Source organism: Achromobacter sp. 1014246743, from assembly GCF_059760725.1.
The window spans coordinates 179,057-196,091 of sequence record NZ_JCBANA010000001.1 but is presented as its reverse complement, the minus strand read 5'-3'; the positions used below and the strand labels follow the sequence as shown (position 1 = coordinate 196,091).

Below are 17,035 nucleotides of genomic sequence, written 5' to 3'. Positions count from 1 at the left end.
GCCTTGCGGCGCCGTTCTCGACAAGCTTGCAGCAGGCCTTATTCGGCTTGCGGTTCCGCTTGCGGGGCAGCTTCGGGCGCAGCAGCGGGTTGCTGCTGCTCGATGCCGCCGATGGCCTTGATGGACAGGCGCAGACGGCCCTTGTCGTCGGCCTCGATGACCTTGACGCGGACTTGCTGGCCGACCTTCAGCACATCGTTGATGTTCGCGATGCGGTAGTTGGCGATTTCCGAGATGTGCAGCAGGCCGTCGCGGCCCGGCAGCACTTGCACGATGGCGCCGAAGTCCAGCAGACGCAGGACCGAGCCTTCGTAGATCTGGCCCACTTCGACGTCGGCGGTCAGCTCGACGATGCGGCGCTGGGCTTCTTTGGCCTGCGCTTCGTCGACGCTGGCGATCACGATCGTGCCGTCGTCGGAGATGTCGATCTGCGTGCCGGTTTCTTCGGTCAGCGCGCGGATGGTGGCGCCGCCCTTGCCGATCACGTCGCGGATCTTCTCGGGGTTGATCTTGATGGTCAGCATGCGCGGGGCGAAAGCCGACAGCTCGCCACGCGAACCGTCCAGCGCTTCCTTCATCTTGCCCAGGATGTGCAGGCGGCCTTCGCGGGCTTGCGCCAGCGCCACTTGCATGATTTCCTTGGTGATGCCCTGGATCTTGATGTCCATCTGCAGTGCGGTGACGCCGTTTTCGGTGCCCGCGACCTTGAAGTCCATGTCGCCCAAGTGATCTTCGTCACCCAGGATGTCCGTCAGCACGGCGAACTTGCCGCCGTCCAGGATCAGGCCCATGGCCACGCCGGCCACGTGATCCTTGACCGGCACGCCAGCGTCCATCATGGCCAGCGAGCCGCCGCAGACCGAAGCCATCGACGACGAGCCGTTGGACTCGGTGATTTCAGAGACGATGCGGATGGTGTACTGGAAGTCTTCCGGTGCCGGCAGCAGCGGAATCAGCGAGCGCTTGGCCAGACGGCCGTGGCCGATTTCGCGGCGCTTGGGCACACCGATGCGGCCGGTTTCGCCGGTGGCGAACGGAGGCATGTTGTAGTGCATCATGAAGCGGTCACGGTACTCGCCCATGAGCGCGTCGATGATCTGTTCGTCTTGCTTGGTGCCCAGCGTGGCCACGACCAGCGCCTGGGTTTCACCACGGGTGAACAGGGCGCTGCCGTGTGCGCGGGGCAGCACGCCCAGACGCACGCTGATCGGACGCACGGTGCGGGTGTCGCGACCGTCGATACGCGGTTCGCCGTTCAGGATCTGGCCGCGGACGATGGCCGATTCCAGCGAGAACAGGATGTTGTCGACCGTGACGGCGTCCGGAGCGGATTCGCCCTTTTCAGCGGCGGCGGCAGCCAGCTTGGCCGACACGTCGGCGTAGACTTCGCGCAGCTTGGTGGTGCGGGCCTGCTTTTCACGGACCTGATAGGCGGCGTTCAGGCCATCCTGGGCAGCCGCGGTGACAGCGGCGATCAGGGCTTCGTCCTTGGCGGGCGCTTGCCAGTCCCATTCCGGCTTGCCGGCGTCCTTCACGAGTTCGTGAATGGCGTTGATGACGGCTTGCATCTGCTCGTGGCCATAGACCACGCCGCCCAGCATGATTTCTTCGGACAGCTGTTGGGCTTCCGATTCCACCATCAGCACGGCGTTTTCGGTACCGGCGACCACCAGGTCCAGCTTCGAGGACTTCAACTGCGAGGCGGTCGGGTTGATGGCGTATTGGCCATCGATGTAACCCACGCGCGCGGCGCCGATCGGGCCGTTGAAGGGGATGCCGGAAATGGCCAGGGCGGCGGACGCGCCGATCATGGCGGCGATGTCGGGATCGATTTCAGGATTGACCGACAGCGTGTGGATGACCACCTGGACTTCGTTGTAGAAGTCTTCGGGGAACAGCGGACGCAGGGGACGGTCGATCAGGCGGGAGGTCAGCGTTTCCTTTTCGGACGGCTTGCCTTCGCGCTTGAAGAAACCACCGGGGATACGGCCCGCGGCGTAGGTCTTTTCGATGTAGTCGACGGTCAGCGGGAAGAACGTCTGGCCCGGCTTGGCCTTCTTGGAAGCCACGACAGTGGCCAGGACGACGGTGTCCTCGATCGACACCACAACGGCGCCGGAGGCCTGGCGAGCGATTTCGCCAGTTTCCAGGACGACCGTATGCTGGCCGTACTGGAACGATTTTGTCACTTTATTGAACATGACGATTATTCCTTACAAATGAAAAACCGTGGCCGTCGCGACATACGTCGCACCGACCACGGTTGCGTCATGGGGAGCCAGCCCCGTCGATCACTTGCGCAGACCGAGTTTTTCGATCAGTGCGCGGTACGAATCGGGATTGCGGCCCTTGAGATAGTCGAGCAGCTTGCGGCGACGGCTGACCATACGCAGCAGACCGCGGCGCGAGTGATGGTCCTTCATGTGTTCTTTGAAGTGACCGGTCAGTTCGTTGATACGGGCGGTGAGCAGAGCCACCTGAACTTCGGGGGAGCCGGTATCGCCTTGAGCGCGTTGGAACTGCGCAACGATATCGGATTTCTTGATGTCAGCTACAGACATTGATGACCTCTTCGGACATGCGACAGGGCCGAGGCGCCCTGACGTGGTTGGAAAAAATTCGCGGCTGGCCAAGCTTTTGATTGCGTTCTCACTGCAGCTTGCCGGCGCAAAGCATCGTGCACACGCCCCTTGCAAAACTGCCACGCAAAGTCTATGCACGCGATAAAGCTCGATGATTATAGCTGATTCGCTAGAATTACCCCAGTGGCGGCGCAAGGCCTCCTGTCCAGCGACCGCGCCCCGCCCCTGCCGGCGGCAAGAGGAGCAACATTATGTCAAAACGTTACAGCTTTGCCCGCATCACCCTGGCCGCTGCCGCCCTGGCCAGCCTGGCTGCCTGCGCCAATCTTGCCCAGGTCGCCCCCGGCACCCCCCTGGCCGACGTGCAGGCCCAATTCGGCACCCCCAATTTCGAATGCCCGCAGGCCGGCGGCGGGCGCCGCGTCATCTGGACGCAACAGCCCATGGGACAGTACGCCTGGGGCGCCAACGTCGGCACCGACGGCCGGGTCGACCGCGTCCTGCCGCTCCTGACCGACGCCCACTTCAAGGTGCTGGAACAGGGCCAATGGGGGCCGGACCGTGTCCGCTGCGAATTCGGCCCGCCCGCGCGCATCGAAGAAGCCGGCCTGGGCGAAAAACGCGAAGTCGTCTGGTCCTACCGCTACAAGGAAAACGGCGTCTGGAATTCGCTGATGTATGTGTACATGGGCCGCGATGGCACTTCCATGACGCACTTCCATCCGGGCCCGGACCCGATGTACGACGATGACCGCTTCATGTGGCGTTGATCCATCATTGAAGCCACCCCATGAAAAACCCGCCTCGCGGCGGGTTTTTCATTCGTGCCGGCGTCCGGATCAGGACGACTGGCTGCGGCGTTCCTGCTGCAGGCGGCGCGCGCGATTCCAGCGCCAGGCCCAGATGACCCAGCCCGAAAAACCATACAGCACGAACAGGCCGAACAGCACCACCGGGGGATCGCTGGACACGAACACGAACACCGCCACCACCAGCAAGATGCCCCAGAACGGCACGCTACGGCCCAGCGCAAAGCTCTTGCCGCTGAAGAACGGCGCGTTCGACACCATGGTGATGCCTGCGTACATGGTCAGCGTGAATGCTACCCAGGCCATGACGCTGTCATGGATGGGCAGTTTGTTGTCCACGGCCAGCCAGACGAAGCCGGCGACCAGCGCCGCCGCCGCCGGGCTGGGCAGCCCCTGGAAGTAGCGCTTGTCGACCACGGCGATATTGGTATTGAAGCGGGCCAGGCGCAGCGCGGCGCCCGCCACGTACACGAATGCGGCCAGCCAGCCCCAGCGGCCCAGATCGTTCAGGATCCACTCGTACATGACCAGCGCTGGCGCCACGCCGAACGACGTCATGTCCGACAGCGAGTCGTATTGTTCGCCGAATGCGGACTGCGTATTGGTCAGGCGAGCCACCCGGCCGTCCATGCCGTCCAGCACCATGGCCACGAAAATGGCGATGGCGGCGACCTCGAAGCGGTTGTTCATGGCCTGCACCACGGCATAGAACCCCGCGAACAAGGCCGCGGTGGTAAATGCGTTGGGCAGCAGGTAAATGCTTCGGTGGCGGTTCTCGGAATCGCGCATGGAAAAATTGGGCATAGTCTCAATTACTTACGACAGACACTGAAAGGTTAACTCATCTGGCCGACAAGCGGGCCGCAGCAAGGGCCATGCCTGGCTCGACAAGCCCCCCAAACCCCGAAAATAAAAGCGGCATGCCCTCGCAGGCATGCCGCTTCGACCCGTGGGCGCGGGGCCAGGCCCCGCGCTTTTGCCAGGATCAGTTCTTGGACTTGTCCACCAGCTTGTTGGCGGCGATCCAGGGCATCATGGCGCGCAGCTTGCCACCCACTTGCTCGATCTGCGATTCCGCGTTGATGCGGCGGCGCGAGGTCAGCGTCGGGGCGCCGGCGGCGTTTTCCAGGATGAAGCGCTTGGCGTATTCGCCGTTCTGGATGTCCGTCAGGCACTGGCGCATGGCCTTGCGGGTTTCGTCGGTGACGATCTTCGGGCCCGTTTCGTACTCGCCGAATTCGGCGTTGTTCGAAATCGAGTAGTTCATGTTGGCGATGCCGCCTTCGTAGATCAGGTCGACGATCAGCTTCAGTTCGTGCAGGCACTCGAAGTACGCCATTTCGGGCGCGTAGCCGGCGTCCACCAGCGTGTCGAAACCGGCCTTGATCAGTTCGACGGTACCGCCGCACAGCACGGCCTGTTCGCCGAACAGGTCGGTTTCGGTTTCTTCGCGGAAGTTGGTTTCGATGATGCCGGCACGGCCGCCGCCGTTGGCGCTGGCGTACGACAGGGCGACGTCACGGGCAGCGCCCGACTTGTCCTGGTACACGGCCACCAGGTGGGGCACGCCGCCACCCTGCTTGTACGTGTTGCGCACCGTGTGGCCAGGGGCCTTCGGGGCGATCATGATGACGTCGATGTCTTCGCGCGGCACGACCTGGCCGTAGTGCACGTTGAAGCCGTGGGCGAAAGCCAGCGCGGCGCCCGCCTTGATGTTGGCGTGCACTTCCTTGTTGTAGACCGAAGCGATGTTCTCGTCGGGCAGCAGCATCATGACGATGTCGGCCGTCTTGACGGCGTCAGCCACTTCCTTGACTTCCAGGCCGGCGTTGGCGGCCTTGTTCCACGAGGCGCCGCCCTTGCGCAGGCCGACGATGACCTTCACGCCCGATTCATGCAGGTTCTGCGCGTGCGCGTGACCTTGCGAACCGTAGCCGATGATGGCAACGGTCTTGCCTTTGATGAGGGAGAGATCGCAGTCTTTGTCGTAGAAAACTTTCATGTTGTGCTCCAGATTCCAGTATTTGGATATTCGATGGGTTCAGATGTAGGGTGCGGCTTGGCCTGGCAGGCCGGTCAAATCTTCAAGATCCGTTCACCGCGGCCGATGCCGGACACGCCGGTGCGTACGGTTTCGAGGATGGCACTGCGGTCCAGGGCTTCCAGGAAGGCCTGTACTTTTTCCTGCACCCCGGTCAATTCGATGGTGTAGGACTTGTCGGTCACGTCGATGATGCGGCCGCGGAAGATATCGGCCATGCGCTTCATCTCTTCGCGTTCCTTGCCGACCGCGCGCACCTTCACGAGCATCAGCTCGCGCTCGATGTGGGCGCCCTCGGTCAGGTCCACGACCTTGACCACGTCAACCAGGCGGTTCAAATGCTTGGTGATCTGCTCGATGACTTCATCCGAGCCGGTCGTGACGATGGTCATGCGCGACAGCGTGGCGTCTTCGGTCGGCGCCACGGTCAGGGTCTCGATGTTGTAGCCCCGCGCCGAGAACAGGCCCACCACGCGCGACAGCGCGCCGGGTTCGTTCTCGAGGAGGACGGAAATCACGTGCTTCATGGGGGCCTCCTTACAGGTCTTCAGAGCCAAGCAGCATTTCGGTCAGCCCGCGGCCGGCCTTGACCATCGGCCACACGTTCTCGGTGCGGTCGGTGATGAAGTCCAGGAAGACCAGGCGGTCCTTGTGCTTCTTGAAGGCTTCGCGCAGCGCCGGCTCGACATCCGCCGGGCGTTCGATGCGCAGACCCACGTGGCCATAGGCCTCGGCGACCTTGACGAAGTCAGGCAGCGAATCCATGTACGACTCGGAATAGCGCGAGCCGTAGTCGATCTGCTGCCACTGCCGGACCATGCCCAGGAAGCGGTTGTTCAGGCAGACGATCTTGGGCGTCAGGCGGTACTGGGCGCAGGTCGACAGTTCCTGGATGTTCATCTGGATCGACGCTTCGCCGGTGATGACGGCAATGTCATGCCCCGGATTGGCCATCTGCACGCCCATGGCGTACGGCAGGCCCACGCCCATCGTGCCCAGGCCGCCGGAGTTGATCCAGCGGCGCGGCTTGTCGAACTTGTAGTACTGCGCCGCCCACATCTGGTGCTGGCCCACGTCGGACGTGACGAAGGCGTCGCCGCCGGTCACTTCCCAGAGCTTTTCCACCACGTACTGCGGCTTGATGACTTCGTCCGAGTTGGCGAACTTCAGGCATTCCTTGCCGCGCCAGGTCTCGACCTGCTCCCACCACTTGGTGATGGACGCCGGCTTGTGTTCGGCGGCGGCGACCTCGTACTGGGCGCTCAGGTCGGCCAGCACATCCTTGACGTTGCCGACGATCGGGACGTCCACGCGCACGCGCTTGGAGATCGACGACGGGTCGATATCGATATGGATGATCTTGCGGGCGTTCTGCGCAAAGTGCTTGGGGTTGCCGATCACGCGGTCGTCGAAGCGCGCGCCGATGGCCAGCAGCACGTCGCAGTGCTGCATCGCCATGTTGGCCTCGTACGTGCCGTGCATGCCGGGCATGCCCACGAACTGGCCGCTGCTGGCCGGGTAGCCGCCCAGGCCCATCAGGGTGCTGGTGCAGGGTGCGCCCAGTTGCGACACGAGCTTGTTGAGCTCGGGTGCGGCGTTCGACAGGATGACCCCGCCACCGGTGTAGATCATCGGCCGCTCGGCGGCCAGCAGCATCTGCACGGCCTTCTTGATCTGCCCCTGGTGGCCCTTGTTGACGGGCGCATAGGAACGCATCGAGATCTCGCCCTTGGGCGGGGTGTACTTGCACTGCGCGACGGTGATGTCCTTGGGGATATCCACCAGCACCGGGCCGGGACGGCCGGTGCGCGCGATGTAGAACGCGCGCCGCATGGTTTCGGCCAGGTCCTTGACGTCACGCACCAGGAAGTTGTGCTTGACGCAGGGACGCGTGATGCCGACGGTGTCGCATTCCTGGAAGGCGTCCTCGCCGATGGCCGCAGTGGGCACTTGCCCGCTGATGACGACCATGGGGATGGAATCCATATAGGCGGTGGCGATGCCGGTGACGGCATTGGTCACGCCCGGTCCGCTGGTCACCAGGCAGACGCCGACCTTTTGCGACGAGCGCGAATAGGCATCGGCGGCGTGCACGGCGGCTTGCTCGTGACGAACCAGGATATGCTGAAATTTGTCTTGCTTGAAGATCGCGTCGTAGATGTAAAGCACCGCGCCGCCGGGGTAGCCGAAAACGTGTTCCACGCCTTCATCGGCCAGGCAGCGCACGACGATATCGGCGCCATTCAGTTCCATGTTGTATTTCCTTTCAGTACCGGCCCTGCAACCCTGACTGCTGCCCGCCCGGATACGGCGGCAACGGAACCCATACCGGCTACGACAACATGATCCGGCGCTTAGCGGCTCACGGAGCCACGCCACCCGGACACCTTGCCGACCCGGCACACGCTCGACAGAACGCAGTGCAAACGCCCCTGGGGGACGCTGGAGGTCGAAATGGAAGCCTTGGCAACACACGCTTGTGGCGCGGCCAACGGCAGGTGTAACTGCTGCAGGATGGCTGGGAGGTGACCCTGGCCATCCGCCTCAACGCACCGGTTTCGGATAGGCAGACCGGCGCAAGTGGAGCAATTTACCGCGTTGCGGCAAAGGTAGCAAATCGAGGGTTTTCGAACCGTTGCGAGAAGGTTGCAGGGATGTCGTTTGGTCCGGATTCGTAAAGGTTGCGGGAAACTCCGTAACCATCTGACCCCAAAATGGACGACCCCCACGCCGCGCACGCTTCGCGTGCCTGCTGCCCCCAAAAGGGGGCTCTTTTCCCTTGGGGCGGCCCGGCGGGAAAAGCACTGCCGCTGATGCGGATCTATATACTTGTTTGGTCTTTCGCAATCGAACACGCGTCCCATGGATCTGCGCATTGCCAGCATTCGCCGTTTCCTCTACAGCCACTACTTCTTCGGCGGAGTGCGGCAGGGGGTGGGCATGCTGTTGCCGGTGCTGGTGCTGGGCGGGTTGTTCGGCCACTACACCACGGGCCTGGTCGCCACGTTCGGCGCGCAGTGCCTGGCCATCATCGACCAGCCCGGCGGCCCGCAGCGGCATCGCACCAACGAAATGCTGGGCGGCGCGGCGCTGGGCACGGTGACCGTCATCATCACCGGCCTGGCCTCGACCCACCCCGTGCTGATCTGGCTGGTGGTCATTGCGCAGTGTTTTATCTATTCCATGTTCACCGTGTTCGGCAAGCGCGGCGGCCTGATCGGCTTTGCCGGCCTGCTGCTGATGACGCTGACCATGCACTCGCCGCTCGAACCGCACGAGGTCCTGGCGCATGCCGCTGCCACGCTGGGCGGGGCGCTGTTCTACGTCGTCTTCAGCCTGGGATTCTCGCGCCTGTTCTGGCTGCGCGAGGAACAGCAGGCCATGTCGGTGGCGCTGTTCGCCACGGCCGACTACGTCGCCGCGCGCGCCGCTTTCTATGACGAAACGGCCGACCTGGACGACTCCTATCGCAACCTGATCCAGCGCCAGTCGGTCATGACTGAAAAGCACCAGGCCGCGCGCGACATGGTGCTGCGCGCCCTGCCCCGCGGCAAGGGCATGGGCGACCGCCAGCGCGTGATGATCTGGAACATGTTCGTGGACATGCTGCAATTGCTGGACACGCTGGTGGCCACGCACACCGACTATGCCGCGCTGCGCCGCGCGCTGGCCGGCAACGATTGCCTGATGTTCATGCGCGACGCGCTGGTGAAGATGTCGCTGGAACTGAACCGCATTGCGCTGGACGTGTCGCGCGGACGCAAGGTGCAATACCGCAGCAGCGCCAAGGCCGAGCTGCGCGCCATCGAATACGAAATCGAACAGCTCAAGCAGCAGGGCCTGGGCGAGCGCGACCCGGAAATGCTGGCGCTGATCGTGCAGGTGTTGCGACGCCTGCGCAATTCCGCCCGCATCGTCGACCGCCTGGCCGACCACACCGCGGCCTCGCCGCACGCCAAGCCCACCGATGTGCTGCGCATCAACAAGTCGCTGACCCGCTTCATCTCGCGCCAGGAATTCCGCTTCGGGCTGCTGACCAGCAACCTGCGGCTGGACTCGCCGCACTTTCGCTATGCGCTGCGCGTCACGGCGGCTGCCGCCATCGCCATGACGCTGGCCAGCCGCTGGCTGTCGCCTGCGTTCTCGGCGCACAACTACTGGATCATGCTGACCATCGTCATCATCATGAAGCCGGGCTTTGCGCTGACCCGCCAGCGCAACGGCTGGCGCCTGATGGGCACGTTGATCGGCTGCATCTGCGCCCTGCTGCTGTTCAACGTGACCGACCGGGCCGAACTGCTGTTCGCCGTGCTGCTGGCCGCCTGCATCATGGGCAACAGCCTGGTGCAGCTGAACTACATGGCCAGCGCCATCTTCAATACGCTCTTCGTGGTGCTGGTGTTTCACTTCGTCTCGCCGGGCACGGTATCCATGGCGGTGATCGGCGAACGCGCCATCGACACGCTGCTGGGCTGCACACTGGCGCTGGTGTGCAGCTACATCCTGCCCTGGTGGGAAGCGCGCTACCTCAAGCCGCTGGCCGCGGCCGCCACCCGCGCCAACCGCGCATACCTGATGGCCGGCCTGCGCTACGTCGAAGCCATGCAGGCCCACGGCGCGCCGGTCGGGGCCAGCGCCGACGAGATTCCCGCGGTGACCGACGCCGACCTGGCCTGGCGGCTGGCGCGCAAGAACGTGCATATCGCATTCAGCAATTTCGCCGAAGCCTTCTACCGCATGATGAGCGAGCCGAAATCGCACCAGGTCAGCGTGCCCGAGCTGAACAACCTGCTGATCCAGAACCACGTGCTGGCCTCGCAGATCACCGCGGCCATCCCGATCCTGGCGGCCCTGCCCGCCACGCCCGAAGCCGTGCAGCAGGCGCTGACCGGCATGGTCGACCTGCTGGACGAAAATCGAGCCCAGCCGCCGGCCAACCTGCCTACCCAGTTCGACACCGCAGGCGAACAGGCGGCGCTGGTGTATCCGGTCAAGCAGATGTTGAAGGCGGCGCACATGATCCGCCAGGAACTGCAGGCCCTGGCCGACCCGCAGCATGCGCCGCCGGTGGCGGCGCCGGCCTGAGGCCAGGAAACCCCCACCCATAAAAAACGCCGGCCCCCGCAAGAGGCCGGCGTTTCTGCTTGGGCTCGCGCCGCTCAGACCTTGCGGCGGAACACCAGTTTGTCTTCAGTGGACGCCGAGGCATCGAACTTGTAGCCTTCCAGGTCGAAGCCGTGCAGGCCTTCGGGCTTGGCAACCTTGTGCTGGATCGCGTAGCGCGCCATCAGGCCGCGTGCCCGCTTGGCATGGAAGCTGATGATCTTCCAGGCGCCGTTCTTCCAGTCCTGGAACACGCACTGCACCACCCGCGCCTTGAGCGCCTTCAGGTCGACCGACTTGAAGTATTCCTCGGACGCCAGGTTGACGATCACCGGGGCCTTCTGGCCGGCCTGGCGCTCGTTCAGGTAGTCGGCGATGCCGCTGCCCCAGTACTCGTACAGGTTCTTGCCCTTGGGCGTTTCCAGCCGCGTACCCATTTCCAGGCGGTACGGCTGCATCAGGTCCAGCGGACGCAGCACGCCGTACAGGCCGCTCAGGATGGCCACGTGCTCTTGCGCCCAGTCCAGCTGCTTGGCCGACAAGGTCGAGGCATCCAGCCCTTCGTAGACATCGCCATTGAAGGCCAGCACGGCCTGGCGCGAGTTGGCCTGCGTGAACGTGCGCTTCCAGTGCGCATAGCGCTGCACGTTCAGTTCGGACAGGGCCGGACTCAGGCTCATCAGCTCGGAAATATCTTCGGCGCTCTTGGTCTTGAGGACCTTGATCAGGCCGGCGGCCTGGTCCACGAACAACGGCTGGGTATGGGTCTCGACGTGCACGGGCGAGTCATAGTCCAGCTTCTTGGCGGGGGAAAGCAAAAACAGCATTCGGGTTCCTTTATCAGCACGCCGTCCAGCCGCCATCGACGGAAACGGTCGTACCAGTGATTTGCGCGGCGGCGTCGGACGCCAGGAAAACGGCCGTACCGCCCAATTGCTCGGGCGTGACGAACTGCAGCGACGGCTGCTTTTCGCTGAGCAGTTCTCGGGCGGCGGTTTCCTGGTCGACGCCGTTCTTTTCGGCCAGCGCCGAAATCTGCTTTTCAACCAGGGGCGTGCGCACCCAGCCCGGGCAGATGGCGTTGGCGGTGATGCCCTGGCCGGCAGTTTCCAGGGCCGTCACCTTGGTGAAACCCACCACGCCGTGCTTGGCGGCCACGTACGCCGACTTGTTGGCCGAGGCCACCAGGCCATGCGCCGACGCGATGTTGATGATGCGGCCGAAGCCTTGCTTTTTCATGTGCGGCAGCGCGGCGGCGGTGCCGTGGAACACGGCCGACAGGTTCAGCGCCAGGATCGCGTCCCACTTGTCGGCGGGAAAATCCTCGATCAGTGCGGTGTGCTGGATGCCGGCATTGTTCACCAGGATGTCGATGCGGCCAGCCTGGCGCACGGCGTTGTCGATCAGGCCGCGCACGGCGTCGCCCTTGGACAGGTCGGCGCCGTCGTACCACACCTTGACGCCATGCCGGGCCGCCAGGTCGGCGCGCAGCTTGTCGATCTCGGCGGCGTCGCCGAAGCCGTTCAGGACGATATCGGCGCCCTGCTGGGCCAGGGCCGTGGCGATACCCAGGCCGATCCCGCTGGTGGAACCGGTGACGACTGCGACTTTTCCTTTGAGCATAGATATTCTCCTGTGGCGGGGCGCGGAATGCGGGCGTCGGCCGAAACGCGCCGGCCGGCGCCGCGGGCGAAACACGGGCTGAAAAAACAGCGTCAAGTGTAGCTGCCCGGCAAGGCGCCAATCATGCCATGCCCCCACGGGCGGCGGGGTCAAGCAGAGGGCTTGCCGGACCTGGAATCAGACCGTTGCACGTCCAGCTCGGCCGGCGGCCGATCAGTCCCGGCCGACAGCCGGTCGGCGTTGGCGGATGGTGCGCCGGGTTCGGAAGCTGGCGCAGGCTCGGCCACCGGCAGATCGGCCATGCCCCCCAACCGTTCTGGCAGCCGTTCGAGCAGCTTGATCAGGATAGGCACCACGCCCATCGATATCGCCACCACCACGGCCAGCACGTCGCGCTGGTCCAGGTCCATCAGATGGTTGCTCCAGGCCTCGTTGAAGATCGCGAAACTGAATTCACCGCCCTGCGCCAGCACCATGGCAAACAGCAGGCGGTGGTAGCGCGGCAAGCCCAGGAAGCGAGCGAAGCCGTACAACACGCCCGCCTTGACCAGCAGCAGCGCCGTCACGCCCGCCAGGATGAAGGCCCAGTGGTCCGCCACGACGTGCAGGTTCACCGACATGCCGATCGCCACGAAGAAGAGCCCCAGCAGCAGGCCCTTGAACGGATCGATGGCCCGTTCCAGTTCATCGCGGTAGCGCGATTCGGCCATCAGGACGCCGACCAGGAATCCGCCCAGGCCCGCCGACAGCCCCGCATAGTTGAACAGCTGGGCCGTGCCGATCACCATCAGCAGCGCCGCCGCCGTGAACAGTTCGTTCACCTGGGCCTTGGCGGCCCAGCCCAACAGGCGCAGCCGATAGGCCACGGCCACCACCGCCACCGCGATCAGCGCTTCCTTGAAGGAAGGCTCGGATGCGCTGCCCGCCCCCAGCAGGCCGGCCGCGACCAGCATGGGAATTGCCGCCATATCCTGGAACAACAACACGCCAAGCGCCGACCGGCCCATCGGCGTGCGCGTCAGGCCACGCTCGTCCAGCAAGCGCAGGGCCACGGCGGTCGACGACAAGGCCAGCGACAGTCCGCAGAGCACCGCGGCCTGCCACGCCATGCCCGCCAGGTGGCGCAGCGCCGCGCCGAATACCAGCCCCAGCAGCAGGCCGCACACCAGCATCTGCAGCGATCCCAGCGCGAAGACCTCGCGGCGCATGGCCCATAGCCGCTTGGGCGCCAGTTCCAGACCGATGATGAACAGCATCATCACCACGCCCCACTGCGACACATTGACCATGTCGCTCACGTCGGTCACCAGCTTCAGGCACGACGGCCCCACCAGCACCCCGGCCAGCAGATAGCCTGGGATGGCGCCCAGTCCCAGCCGCTGGGTCAAGGGAACGCACAGGACAGCGGCGAGCAACAAGATGAGGATCAGGTTCATCGGGGCCAGGCGACGGGGACGAGACAGTCCGATTCTGCGCAAAGAATACCCGCCGCGAAAGCCGATGAAACCCCCTGTAGCCGACGAAACCGAGGGGCTTTACACAAATTATTTTTTTGCTGTAGAATTGCGGGCTTCGCTGCTCCGACAACGCAGATTCTTCCGACCAGGGATCTGATTGTGAAAGGAAAAGCGCCGGTGGTCTCACCCCCATCTGCGCAAGACCAGACGCCGTTACGGAATCCAGCCACGGAGAGGTGGCAGAGTGGTCGAATGTACCTGACTCGAAATCAGGCGTACGGTATCCCCGTACCGTGGGTTCGAATCCCACCCTCTCCGCCAGTATTCCAAAAAGGCCAATCCCTCGGGATTGGCCTTTTTCTTTCTCAGCCCAACGCCCGCAGGCGCTGGACAGACTCAGTACGCGGCGATTCGCAGCGCGTGGCCCGACGGATGGTCGGTCGTCCCCGTGGATGCCAGGGCCTGCCGACCCGCCACCTGACTGCCGTCCGGCAGCTTGAACGCGCTGACCGCCCGGGTGAGTTCCGCAGCCTGGTCCTGCATCGAACCCGCCGCCGCAGCAGCCTCTTCCACCAGCGCCGCGTTCTGTTGCGTCACCTCGTCCATTTGCGATACGGCGCGGTTGACCTGCTCGATGCCGTCGGCCTGCTCGGCTGACGCCGCGGCGATCTCGCCCATGATGTCGGTCACACGCTGCACCGAACTGACGATTTCCTGCATCGTCGCGCCCGCGCGCTCCGCGCTGCCCGAGCCCTGGCGGATCTTCGAAACCGTGTCCTCGATCAGGACCTTGATTTCCTTGGCTGCCTGCGCGCTGCGCTGCGCCAGGGTGCGCACCTCGGCCGCGACCACGGCGAAGCCCTTGCCTTGCTCGCCGGCCCGCGCCGCTTCCACGGCGGCGTTCAAGGCCAGGATGTTGGTCTGGAAGGCAATGCCATCGATCACGGACACGATATCGGCGATCTTGACCGAGCTGGCCGAAATCGCGCTCATCGTGCTGACCACTTCGGATACGGTGGCGCCGCCCCGGGATGCGGTGTCCGAAGCCGCCGCGGCAAGCTGGTTCGCCTGTTTGGCGCTATCGGCATTCTGCTTGACGGTGGAAGACAGCTCTTCCATGGACGCGGCGGTCTCTTCCAACGATGCGGCCTGCTGCTCGGTACGGGACGACAGATCGGTATTGCCGGCCGCGATCTCGCCCGACGCGGACGCAATGCTGTCCACGCCCGTGCGGATTCTGGCGACGGTGCCAACCAGGGTGGCGTTCATGGATTGCAGCGCCTGCATCAATTGGCCGATCTCGTCGCGGGAGGTCACGCTGATGGCGCTGGTCAGATCGTTGGCGGCCACGGTGCGCGCCACGCGCACGGCCTGCGACAGCGGCCGGGTGATGCCGCGCGTCAACAGCACGGCCAGCAGCAGGCCGCTGACGACTGCGATGGAACCGATGGCGATCATCCAGAAATTGGCCGCGCCATAGGCCTTCTCGATTTCGGCGCCTTGCGCTTCGATATCGGCACGCTGCAGATTGGACAACTTCGTGATCTGGTCGATGAACTGGCGCGTGGCCGGCAGGAATTCCTGCGTGAATATCTTGTTGGCGGCCTCTACATTGCCTTCCTGCTTGGCCTTGAAGATACCATCGCGCGTACGCAGATATTCCGCTCGCGACTTGCCGATGCCTTCCCAGAGCTGCCGCTCTTCGGGGCTTTCGATCATCGGCTCGATCTTTTGCTGCAACGCCGAAGAATTTCGCGTGGACGTGGCGGCTTCTTCCGTAAAGAAGCCGGCCAGGCTGGCATCCGCACTCTTGGCGATTGCGGTGGTGCGTGTGACGCCGGTCTGGATATTGCGGGCCCAGTCGCTGATCAGGCGCTCTTTGATCAGGGACCGCTGCGTCACGGTCTCGACCGATGCATTGATATTGGCCAGGCTGACCAGTCCCACGATGCACATCGTGATGATCATGGCCAGCAAGATGGCAAATCCACCCGCCAGGCGGGTTCCAAGCTTCAAGTTGTTCATACTGCCTCCAGCTACCACCCGGGCAGGATTGAAGGCGTGTTCCGGCGGTTGTAGTGACCTCGCATGAAACTGCGCTGCCAATGTCGACCAGATGCCCGCAAGCCCTGGATGGTCCGCCCCTAAATATTAGTCATCATGCATCAAGGAAAATGCCGCCGGAGAGTTCGAATTCGAGGGTTCTCGCGAGGGTCCCGATGATGCTAGCAGTCCGGAATTCGCCGACATCCGGCGAAATGCAGACCTATTTGACGGAAGTTCCCCTGTTTGACTCGCCCGCCCCGGCTGGCGAGCGTCTATCTTGCCTCCGCCGGTATCCCTGCGCGTTGACGACGCGCAAAAAAGGCGGCCTGACAGGCCGCCTCGCTGATCGACGCCGCGCTCCCCTCAACCTTCGGCGACGATCTTCGCGTCCTGGATGGTCTTGGCGTATTTACGCTGCTCGTCGCGCATGAAATCGGCAAAGCGCTGCACGCTGCCGCCGCCGTCCTCGGCCCCCACCTGCGCCAGTTTCTCTTGCACGTCGGCCATGGCCAGCACCCGGTCGATGTCCTGGTTCATCCGCTGGACCATGGAGGCGGGCATCCTGGCCGGGCCGACCATGCCGAACCAGATGCTGGCCTCGAACCCGGGATAGCCTTGCTCGGCCACCGTGGGCACGTTGGCCTGGCTCCTGGAGCGCTGCTGCAAGGTCTGCGCCAGCGCAATCACTTTGCCCGACTGGATCAGCGGCGTGGCGGTCGTCATGCCTTCGAAGCAATACTGCACATGGCCGCCCATCAGGTCGTTCATCAGCGGCGCCGACCCCTTGTAGGGCACGTGCAGCACGTCGATATTGGCCCGGGCCTTGAAGATTTCCAGCGCCAGGTGCTGGGCCGAGCCGCTGCCCGCGGATCCGAAGATGATCTTGCCCGGCTGGGCGCGGCACAGCGCCACCAGGTCTGGCAGGGTCTTGGCGGGCTGGTCCGCGCCGCCGATCAGCAGCGTGGGCGTCTTGCCGACCAATGCAATGGGCGAGAAATCCCGCTCGGCCGAATAGCCCAGCTTGGGCTGCAGGCCCGGCGCGATGCCGTGGCTGTTCACGTGGGCCATCAGCAACGTGTTGCCGTCGCCCTGCTGGCGCGCCACCTGCTCGGCCGCGATGATGCCGGCCGCGCCCGCGCGGTTTTCGACGATCACCGGAATGCCCCACATCACGCCCAGTTTCTGGCCCAGCAGCCGAGCCAGCACGTCCGTGCCGCCGCCTGCCGGAAACCCCACCACGATCTTGACCGGGCCGGGTGGCAAGTCCTGCGCCCGGGCCGACGGCAGGACGAGCGCCGCCCCCAGCGCCGCGGCGCCGGTAATGAAATGCCTGCGTTGCATGCTTGTCTCCTCGCGCGCCGGGTTCATGCCCGG

At 64.3% G+C, this 17,035-nt stretch carries 13 protein-coding genes and 1 tRNA gene; 3 read left to right on the top strand and 11 right to left on the bottom strand.

From position 1 onward, the window contains the following. Positions 1-38: 38 nt before the first annotated feature. Together pnp and rpsO are read right to left on the bottom strand one after the other, a co-directional pair. Positions 39-2,201, bottom strand: coding sequence for a polyribonucleotide nucleotidyltransferase (pnp, locus tag AC6LJ2_RS00930; protein ID WP_263910284.1), 2,163 nt, complete (start codon positions 2,199-2,201; stop codon positions 39-41). A 90-nt stretch (positions 2,202-2,291) separates the two neighbouring features. After that, a complete protein-coding gene (gene rpsO, locus AC6LJ2_RS00925) occupies positions 2,292-2,561 on the bottom strand; it encodes a 30S ribosomal protein S15 (protein ID WP_006223612.1) in 270 nt (89 codons plus the stop codon). Positions 2,562-2,833: 272 nt separating this feature from the next. On the opposite strand from rpsO, the gene AC6LJ2_RS00920 reads away from it, so the two are divergent. After that, a complete protein-coding gene (locus tag AC6LJ2_RS00920; protein ID WP_445658315.1) occupies positions 2,834-3,352 on the top strand; it encodes a hypothetical protein in 519 nt (172 codons plus the stop codon). A 69-nt stretch (positions 3,353-3,421) separates the two neighbouring features. Here AC6LJ2_RS00920 and pssA read toward each other — a convergent pair whose 3' ends face one another. From pssA to AC6LJ2_RS00900, 4 genes are all read right to left on the bottom strand, one after another. Continuing rightward, a complete protein-coding gene (pssA, locus tag AC6LJ2_RS00915; protein WP_025136926.1) occupies positions 3,422-4,195 on the bottom strand; it encodes a CDP-diacylglycerol--serine O-phosphatidyltransferase in 774 nt (257 codons plus the stop codon). A 181-nt stretch (positions 4,196-4,376) separates the two neighbouring features. Further along, entirely contained in the window at positions 4,377-5,393 is a 1,017-nt protein-coding gene (gene ilvC / locus AC6LJ2_RS00910; protein WP_263910280.1) for a ketol-acid reductoisomerase, read from the bottom strand. A 74-nt stretch (positions 5,394-5,467) separates the two neighbouring features. Continuing rightward, positions 5,468-5,959 (bottom strand): acetolactate synthase small subunit, encoded by a 492-nt coding sequence (gene ilvN, locus AC6LJ2_RS00905; protein WP_006217868.1) that lies wholly within the window; start codon positions 5,957-5,959, stop codon positions 5,468-5,470. 10 nt (positions 5,960-5,969) lie between these two features. Next, positions 5,970-7,739 carry an acetolactate synthase 3 catalytic subunit gene (locus tag AC6LJ2_RS00900; protein ID WP_498150554.1) on the bottom strand — a complete coding sequence of 590 codons (1,770 nt, stop codon included), beginning with the start codon at positions 7,737-7,739 and terminating at the stop codon, positions 5,970-5,972. Positions 7,740-8,294: 555 nt separating this feature from the next. On the opposite strand from AC6LJ2_RS00900, the gene AC6LJ2_RS00895 reads away from it, so the two are divergent. After that, positions 8,295-10,517, top strand: a complete 2,223-nt coding sequence (locus AC6LJ2_RS00895; protein ID WP_498150541.1) for an FUSC family protein — start codon at positions 8,295-8,297, stop codon at positions 10,515-10,517. A gap of 74 nt (positions 10,518-10,591) precedes the next feature. Here the strand turns inward: AC6LJ2_RS00895 and yaaA are convergent, their stop codons facing one another. The 3 genes from yaaA to AC6LJ2_RS00880 all read right to left on the bottom strand — a co-directional run bounded on the left by yaaA (position 10,592) and on the right by AC6LJ2_RS00880 (position 13,594). Beyond that, complete coding sequence (yaaA, locus tag AC6LJ2_RS00890; RefSeq protein ID WP_263910278.1) at positions 10,592-11,362, bottom strand: peroxide stress protein YaaA; 771 nt, start codon at positions 11,360-11,362, stop codon at positions 10,592-10,594. A gap of 13 nt (positions 11,363-11,375) precedes the next feature. Further along, positions 11,376-12,158 (bottom strand): 3-hydroxybutyrate dehydrogenase, encoded by a 783-nt coding sequence (locus AC6LJ2_RS00885; protein ID WP_498150540.1) that lies wholly within the window; start codon positions 12,156-12,158, stop codon positions 11,376-11,378. 149 nt (positions 12,159-12,307) lie between these two features. Beyond that, on the bottom strand, positions 12,308-13,594 hold the full coding sequence (locus tag AC6LJ2_RS00880) for a cation:proton antiporter domain-containing protein (RefSeq protein ID WP_498150539.1): 1,287 nt from the start codon (positions 13,592-13,594) through the stop codon (positions 12,308-12,310). 251 nt (positions 13,595-13,845) lie between these two features. Between AC6LJ2_RS00880 and AC6LJ2_RS00875 the strand changes: the two genes are divergently transcribed. Continuing rightward, positions 13,846-13,936 (top strand) — tRNA-Ser (locus AC6LJ2_RS00875). Positions 13,937-14,011: 75 nt separating this feature from the next. On the opposite strand, the gene AC6LJ2_RS00870 is transcribed toward AC6LJ2_RS00875, so the two are convergent. After that, positions 14,012-15,640 (bottom strand): methyl-accepting chemotaxis protein, encoded by a 1,629-nt coding sequence (locus AC6LJ2_RS00870; RefSeq protein ID WP_498150538.1) that lies wholly within the window; start codon positions 15,638-15,640, stop codon positions 14,012-14,014. 384 nt (positions 15,641-16,024) lie between these two features. Then, complete coding sequence (locus AC6LJ2_RS00865; protein WP_263910273.1) at positions 16,025-17,002, bottom strand: Bug family tripartite tricarboxylate transporter substrate binding protein; 978 nt, start codon at positions 17,000-17,002, stop codon at positions 16,025-16,027. Positions 17,003-17,035 lie beyond the last annotated feature (33 nt).

Coding starts and splice junctions, on each gene's coding strand:
- pnp (WP_263910284.1), bottom strand. CDS start 2,201: ATGTTCAATAAAGTGACAAAATCGTTCCAGTACGGCCAGCATACGGTC.
- rpsO (WP_006223612.1), bottom strand. CDS start 2,561: ATGTCTGTAGCTGACATCAAGAAATCCGATATCGTTGCGCAGTTCCAA.
- AC6LJ2_RS00920 (WP_445658315.1), top strand. CDS start 2,834: ATGTCAAAACGTTACAGCTTTGCCCGCATCACCCTGGCCGCTGCCGCC.
- pssA (WP_025136926.1), bottom strand. CDS start 4,195: ATGCCCAATTTTTCCATGCGCGATTCCGAGAACCGCCACCGAAGCATT.
- ilvC (WP_263910280.1), bottom strand. CDS start 5,393: ATGAAAGTTTTCTACGACAAAGACTGCGATCTCTCCCTCATCAAAGGC.
- ilvN (WP_006217868.1), bottom strand. CDS start 5,959: ATGAAGCACGTGATTTCCGTCCTCCTCGAGAACGAACCCGGCGCGCTG.
- AC6LJ2_RS00895 (WP_498150541.1), top strand. CDS start 8,295: ATGGATCTGCGCATTGCCAGCATTCGCCGTTTCCTCTACAGCCACTAC.
- yaaA (WP_263910278.1), bottom strand. CDS start 11,362: ATGCTGTTTTTGCTTTCCCCCGCCAAGAAGCTGGACTATGACTCGCCC.
- AC6LJ2_RS00885 (WP_498150540.1), bottom strand. CDS start 12,158: ATGCTCAAAGGAAAAGTCGCAGTCGTCACCGGTTCCACCAGCGGGATC.
- AC6LJ2_RS00880 (WP_498150539.1), bottom strand. CDS start 13,594: ATGAACCTGATCCTCATCTTGTTGCTCGCCGCTGTCCTGTGCGTTCCC.
- AC6LJ2_RS00870 (WP_498150538.1), bottom strand. CDS start 15,640: ATGAACAACTTGAAGCTTGGAACCCGCCTGGCGGGTGGATTTGCCATC.
- AC6LJ2_RS00865 (WP_263910273.1), bottom strand. CDS start 17,002: ATGCAACGCAGGCATTTCATTACCGGCGCCGCGGCGCTGGGGGCGGCG.